This window comes from Desulfobacterium sp. N47 (assembly GCF_051233685.1).
Classification (GTDB): domain Bacteria; phylum Desulfobacterota; class Desulfobacteria; order Desulfobacterales; family RPRI01; genus RPRI01.
Window position 1 is genome coordinate 1 of the sequence record NZ_JBAMMY010000004.1, and the last position, 5,948, is coordinate 5,948.

Sequence of the window (5,948 nt, forward strand, 5' to 3'; positions counted from 1 at the left end):
ATATTATCATCCTTTCTTGAATTGGTGAATTTAAGAAGATAATAGAGCATTCTCTTTATTAAATCAATATGTTATTTGGTATTTCAACTGCTTTTTATAAAAATAATCGGATCAATGCGAGACTTTTGAAATTACCTCATATATAATAAGTTTATAGCAAATATTAAGAATTGATCAGCAAAATTTGTATTTTAAAAGTCTCAAATCCTGTATTTTGGTTATTATAAGATAAGGAGGGTACATGCTTGCTATGGTTTTAAGCAGCGCAGTTATCGGTATAGATGCTTATCCCGTTGAGGTTGAAGTGGATATTGCCAAAGGACTTCCTTCTTTTACTACGGTTGGGCTTCCTGAAGCATCGGTAAAGGAAAGCAGGGAGCGTGTTAAATCCGCTATTGCTAATTCCGGGTATTTTTTCCCGGATGACAGGATTACAGTAAATCTTGCCCCCGCCAGCATAAAAAAAGAAGGAACCGGATTTGATTTGCCTATTGCTATAGGAATTCTTTCAGCTACAGGAGTAATTATGCAAAAAAGGCTTTCGGGATATTCTGTCCTCGGAGAACTTTCTTTGGATGGGCGCATAAAACCTGTGAACGGATCTCTTCCAATGGCCCTTGCAGCTAAAGCCGCAGGATATGAAGGTATAATAGTACCTTTTGATAACGGGAAGGAGGCTTCAGTTGTTGATGGGATTTCGGTTTTTCCGGTAAAAACCCTGTCTCAGGTTGTTGAATTTTTTCGTAACTCTGAAAAACTTGAAGCAGCAAAAACCGATATAAGCTTATTGTTTGATGAAAACAGCAGGTTTGAAGTTGATTTTTCAGAGGTAAAAGGACAGGAACATGCGAAGCGGGCACTCGAAGTTGCAGCAGCCGGCGGACATAATATTATAATGATAGGGCCCCCTGGTTCAGGAAAAACCATGCTGGCTAAAAGACTTCCTTCTATCTTGCCCCCGATCTCTTTTGATGAGGCGCTTGAAACCACAAAAATATACAGTGTTGTTGGCATGCTCGAAGAAGGGGATGCCATGATTGTAAAAAGACCTTTCAGATCTCCTCATCATACGATTTCAGATGCAGGTTTAATAGGAGGAGGTCATGCGCCGAGACCGGGAGAAGTGAGTCTTGCGCATAACGGAGTCCTTTTTTTAGACGAGCTTTCCGAATTCAAAAAACATGTGCTTGAAGTATTGCGTCAGCCTCTTGAAGACATGAAGGTTACAATTTCGAGAGCCTTAACAACCATTACATATCCGGCAAGCTTTATGCTTGTGACAGCCATGAATCCATGTCCATGCGGCTTTTTTTCCGATCCCAAACATGAATGCAAATGTACATATCAACAAATACACAGATACAGATCGAAAATTTCAGGACCTTTAATGGACAGAATTGATATTCATGTTGAGGTCCCGGCAGTGGCATACAGAGATCTTATGACAGATTTTCCTTCCGAAAGTTCGGAAGAAATAAAAAAGCGTGTTTCAGCAGCGCGGCTTATTCAGACTGAAAGATTCAATAAATCTAAAATATACTGTAATGCCCAGATGAACAGCAGGCATATCAAAAAATACTGTAAAATTGATGATGTTGCCTGCGGTTTTATCGAATCTGCCGTTGATAAACTCGGGCTTTCCGCAAGGGCTTTCAACCGCATTTTAAAAATTTCCCGAACAATAGCCGATCTTGCAGGGAAAACGGATATTGAGGCCGATCATGTTTCGGAGGCTATCCAATATCGAAATCTTGATCGAGGAAAACTATAAATAACAACAATACGAAATTATCGGTGTCACATATAACATCAGAATATTGATATTTCAACCAAATACTGATACAAAATAGTAACCCTCCTTATTTTTTGTATTTTTAACAATACTGGTCTGTATATTGCACAATGTAATACAATTACTTTAAATCTACTTATGTAATACTTAGGTAATATAGGTAGTGTCATGTCAATGATACTCTGTCATTTCGGATGAGCCTTCATGGCTTAAAATCTTAGATTTCTCCCTGCGGTCGAAATGACATTTCTTGATTTACACAACAGCAGTATGAAAAGTCCTTTGATTTTTTGGTAATCTATTGAAAGGATTTTTATTGAAATGAATAAATTATATTCAATGTTTTTAAGTAATTAATAATATAACACTTTGGCACTTTAATTTAAGGAGGTGATATAAAAGGGATTTTGAGGAAAAGTTTTACTGAGTTAATAAAAATTATATAATTATTGAGGCAACTTATTGAGTAGTTAAAATAAAAAGGGGGAAGAATGAAAACTATAAAAACACTCATTTGATAATGCACCTCAGCCGGAGTCTTGTAATTTAAGGCCTGGTGAAACCGGCAGTTGTTGTAGAACACAAAATATTTCTTTAAGGACGAAAAGGCTTCCTTGGCGGTACGGTATTCTGAAATATAGACCTCTTCGTATTTCACGCTTCGCCACAGCCTTTCGACGAAAATGTTATCCAAAGCTCGTCCTTTTGAGTCCATGCTGATTTTTATGCCTCTGGCTTTAAGCGGCTTTAAAAATTCACTGGACGCATACTGGCTGCCTTGGTCGGTGTTGAATATTTCCGGCTGACATTGTTCGAGAGCCTCATTAAGCGCCTCCACGCAAAAGTCGGCCGCAAGGGTGTTGCTCAATTTCCATGAAAGCACGTACCTTTTGCTCTCGTTCTTTGCCGGTTCCAAAAATATCCGGCAAGGCCGACAAAGCCTCTTTTTTCCATCGCATAACCAAGGCTCTGTGAATCTCATACTTGGATGACAACTCCGCTATCGTATCCTCTGACCTGATGGCTTCCAATGCAACCTTTGCTTTAAAATTCCCTGGATATTGCTTTCTCATTCTGTTTCCTTTATAATGGAGTCAATATCACAGAAAAAGCAGCTTAACCATCAGTTCAAATTTCGGGGTCCATTATATGTTTTTATATATGGGTTACGCATGCATAGTATAAAATTGAACCAAGGTATTTATAATTTGTAATCCGTTTTTATTGCAGAGAGCTTCAAAACATTAAAGTATAAGGAGCAAAAAATGGTAGGGATAACGTCTTACGGGAGCTACGTTCCCCTTTGGAGAATGGGCGGTAAGGCAATGGGCATGAAGACTGAAAAAGCCATTGCCTGCTTTGATGAGGATAGTTTAACTATGGCAGTAGCGGCCGGGCTAAATTGTCTTAAAGGCTCCGACAGAGCCTCAATTGAAAAAGTCTTTTTTGCCTCAACAACTTTTCCATACAAGGAAAAGCAGGCTGCATCCGTGATTGCTGCTGCCTGTGATCTTCCGCAGGGAATTGGGACTGTCGACATTGCAAATTCCCTGAAAGGTGGAACATCTGCACTTATGTCGGCATTTGACGCTGTTGCTGCAAAAAGTATGAAAAAGGCTATGGTTACCGCAGCTGATACGCGGATGGGGCTTCCTATGGAGCAACATGAGCGTACATTCGGTGATGGAGCGGCTGCCTTTGTGATAGGCGACACTGATGTGGCTGCCGAAATAGAAGCATCTTATTCAGTCTCATGTGATATTCTTGATATATGGCGTACTCAGGATGATAAATTCGTCAGGTTCTGGGAAGCCCGTTTCGGGCTGACCGAGGGTTATCTGAAGATTGCCGCCCAGGCGGTTGCCGGTCTTATGAAAAAAAGCAATTTGAAGCCTGCCGATTTTTCCAAACTGGTATTTTATACACCGGATACTAAAAGCTCAGCAAAGCTGGCAAAAATGCTCGGATTTGATCCCGCCACCCAGCTTCAGAATCCGATGCTTGACGTACTTGGCAATACAGGGGCATCTTTTGCTCTTATTCAGCTTGCAGCAGCTCTTGATGAGGCCAAGCCGGGCGACAGAATACTTCTTCTCGGTTATGGAGACGGAGCTGATGCCATAGCAATCAAAGTTACTGAGCAGATTGATAAGATAAGAAATAAAAATGGTGTAAAAGCGCAACTGGATTCCAAAAAAATGATTTCTGCCTACACGACTTATCTTGTGTGGCGCGGGCTTCTCAACCCCGAACATGAAAAGATTTATTACTCAAATTACCAGGAAAACACGGCTGTACCTGCTATCTATCGTGAACGCAGCAGAATATTGACGCTTTGCGGAAGCAAATGCAAGGATTGCGGGGTCATTCAGTTTCCTCCCCAGCGGGTTTGCGTAAAGTGCCATTCCGTAGATCAATATGATGAAGTGAAACTGTCCGATAAAAAGGCCACAGTTTTTACTTATTCCATGGATTTTTCAAGCATGGTCGATCAACCTACCGTTTTGCCCATTATCGATTTTGAGGGCGGCGGAAGAGCGGAAGTCTATATGACGGATAGAGATGTTAAAGAAGTCAAGGTAGGGATGGAAGTTGAGATGACCTTCCGGAAGATATTCTTTGATGAGGGAATTTACCATTACTATTGGAAAGCCATGCCTGTGCGGTTTCAGTAATAAAATATATTAGGGAGGAAATAAATATGGAAGGAATCAAAGATAAGGTCGCGATTGTAGGTATGGGCTGCACCAAGTTTGGAGAGCTCTGGGACAAAAGCCCGGACGACCTGGTGCTTGAATCCTGCATGGAAGCGATTGAAGATGCCGGAATTGATATAAAGGATATACAGGCAGGCTGGCTCGGGACGGTAACTACCGGAAATTCAGGGACTATACTGACCCGTCCTTTGAAATTGGACTATGTGCCTGTTACCCGCGTTGAAAATGTCTGCTGCAGCGGAACCGAAGCATTAAGAAATGCTGCTTACGGAGTGGCATCAGGAGCATACGATATAGTAATAGCATGCGGTATGGAGAAATTAAAGGACCATAATTCAGGCTTTAACTGGGCACGCATGCCACCCGATTACAGCAGGGTAGATGTCAGGACGGCGCCTGCACAGTTTTTTGCCAAATTAGCTACCAGATATTTTCACCATCATGGGCTGAGTCTGGAGGAAGGCAAAACACTGCTGGCCAGAATTGCGGTTAAGAATCATCATAACGGAACGATGAGCCCAAATGCTCATCTTAGAAATGAAATAACCATTGAGACCGTATTAAAGTCCCCTATGATAGCGTATCCCTTGAGTCTTTATGATGCCTGCGGCATAAGCGATGGTGGATCTGCTGCTATCCTTACAACGCCTGAGATAGCAAAGAGTCTCAAAAAAGATTATGTATTAATAAAAGGATTTGGAGTAAGCAGCGGCAGCGGTCAGCCGTTTCTCACAACCGATTATGACTTTTTGCATATGGAAGAAAATCTCAGGGCAGCCGCGGCCGCTTATAAGGAAGCAGGCATAAAAAATCCCCACGAAGAGATAGATATTGCTGAAGTACATGATTGTTTTACTATTCATGAGCTCTTTATTTATGAGGATCTTGGGTTAAGCGCCAAGGGAGAAGGGAAAAAAGACGTTGAAGAAGGACGTTTTGCACTTGACGGAGCTTTGCCGGTTAATACGGATGGCGGTCTTAAATGCTTCGGTCATCCGCTCGGAGCAAGCGGAATAAGAATGGTATATGAATTATATAACCAGCTTCTGGAAAAAGCCGGTAAACGGCAGGTAAAAAATGCAAGAATCGCATTAAGCCATAATTTGGGTGGTGTTCCGGGTGCAAATTGCGCTGTAGCTATTTTCGGCCGCAACAATTGATGGATTTGCAGATATTTTTTATACACACCTATTAAGAGTCTGTCATAATATTATTGTAACATATTAGCTTGTGTTCGGTAAGATGGTGTAATTCCACTCTCCATGAAAATCATCCATCTTCATATTCACTTTTAGAATATCTTCATCAGATACCTGTATGCCTTTGGGATACTTATTTTCATCCAGTTCACATTTTACAATAAGACCCTTTTGGGTAGTTGTGGATGAAATTAGACTAATGATAACTTCATGGCTGACAAGAGGTTTGCCGCGCCAATT

Annotated in this window: 5 protein-coding genes and 1 pseudogene; 3 read left to right on the forward strand and 3 right to left on the reverse strand. The window is 41.2% G+C overall.

Annotated features, from left to right (window positions below):
• The first annotated feature begins 241 nt into the window (after positions 1 to 241).
• Complete coding sequence (locus VXK47_RS00055; protein WP_435546730.1) at positions 242 to 1,771, forward strand: YifB family Mg chelatase-like AAA ATPase; 1,530 nt, start codon at positions 242 to 244, stop codon at positions 1,769 to 1,771.
• 403 nt (positions 1,772 to 2,174) lie between these two features.
• Here VXK47_RS00055 and VXK47_RS00060 read toward each other — a convergent pair.
• Together VXK47_RS00060 and VXK47_RS00065 are read right to left on the reverse strand one after the other, a co-directional pair.
• Positions 2,175 to 2,681 (reverse strand): annotated as a pseudogene (locus VXK47_RS00060) (transposase); the annotation flags it as partial.
• A complete protein-coding gene (locus VXK47_RS00065; protein WP_435546731.1) occupies positions 2,617 to 2,865 on the reverse strand; it encodes a transposase in 249 nt (82 codons plus the stop codon). The gene VXK47_RS00065 and the pseudogene VXK47_RS00060, both read right to left, overlap by 65 nt.
• A 192-nt stretch (positions 2,866 to 3,057) precedes the next feature.
• Between VXK47_RS00065 and VXK47_RS00070 the strand changes: the two genes are divergently transcribed.
• Together VXK47_RS00070 and VXK47_RS00075 are read left to right on the forward strand one after the other, a co-directional pair.
• Positions 3,058 to 4,467: a hydroxymethylglutaryl-CoA synthase family protein gene (locus VXK47_RS00070; RefSeq protein ID WP_435546732.1), complete on the forward strand. Its 1,410-nt coding sequence runs from the start codon at positions 3,058 to 3,060 to the stop codon at positions 4,465 to 4,467.
• 26 nt (positions 4,468 to 4,493) lie between these two features.
• On the forward strand, positions 4,494 to 5,669 hold the full coding sequence (locus tag VXK47_RS00075; RefSeq protein ID WP_435546733.1) for an acetyl-CoA acetyltransferase: 1,176 nt from the start codon (positions 4,494 to 4,496) through the stop codon (positions 5,667 to 5,669).
• Between the two features lie 63 nt (positions 5,670 to 5,732).
• Here VXK47_RS00075 and VXK47_RS00080 read toward each other — a convergent pair.
• A partial coding sequence (locus VXK47_RS00080) for an ISAzo13-like element transposase-related protein (RefSeq protein ID WP_435546734.1) occupies positions 5,733 to 5,948 on the reverse strand: 216 nt, incomplete at its 5' end.

Bases quoted from the DNA above. Each gene is read 5' to 3' on its own strand.
- VXK47_RS00055 (WP_435546730.1), top strand. From the start codon at position 242: ATGCTTGCTATGGTTTTAAGCAGCGCAGTTATCGGTATAGATGCTTAT.
- VXK47_RS00065 (WP_435546731.1), bottom strand. From the start codon at position 2,865: ATGAGAAAGCAATATCCAGGGAATTTTAAAGCAAAGGTTGCATTGGAA.
- VXK47_RS00070 (WP_435546732.1), top strand. From the start codon at position 3,058: ATGGTAGGGATAACGTCTTACGGGAGCTACGTTCCCCTTTGGAGAATG.
- VXK47_RS00075 (WP_435546733.1), top strand. From the start codon at position 4,494: ATGGAAGGAATCAAAGATAAGGTCGCGATTGTAGGTATGGGCTGCACC.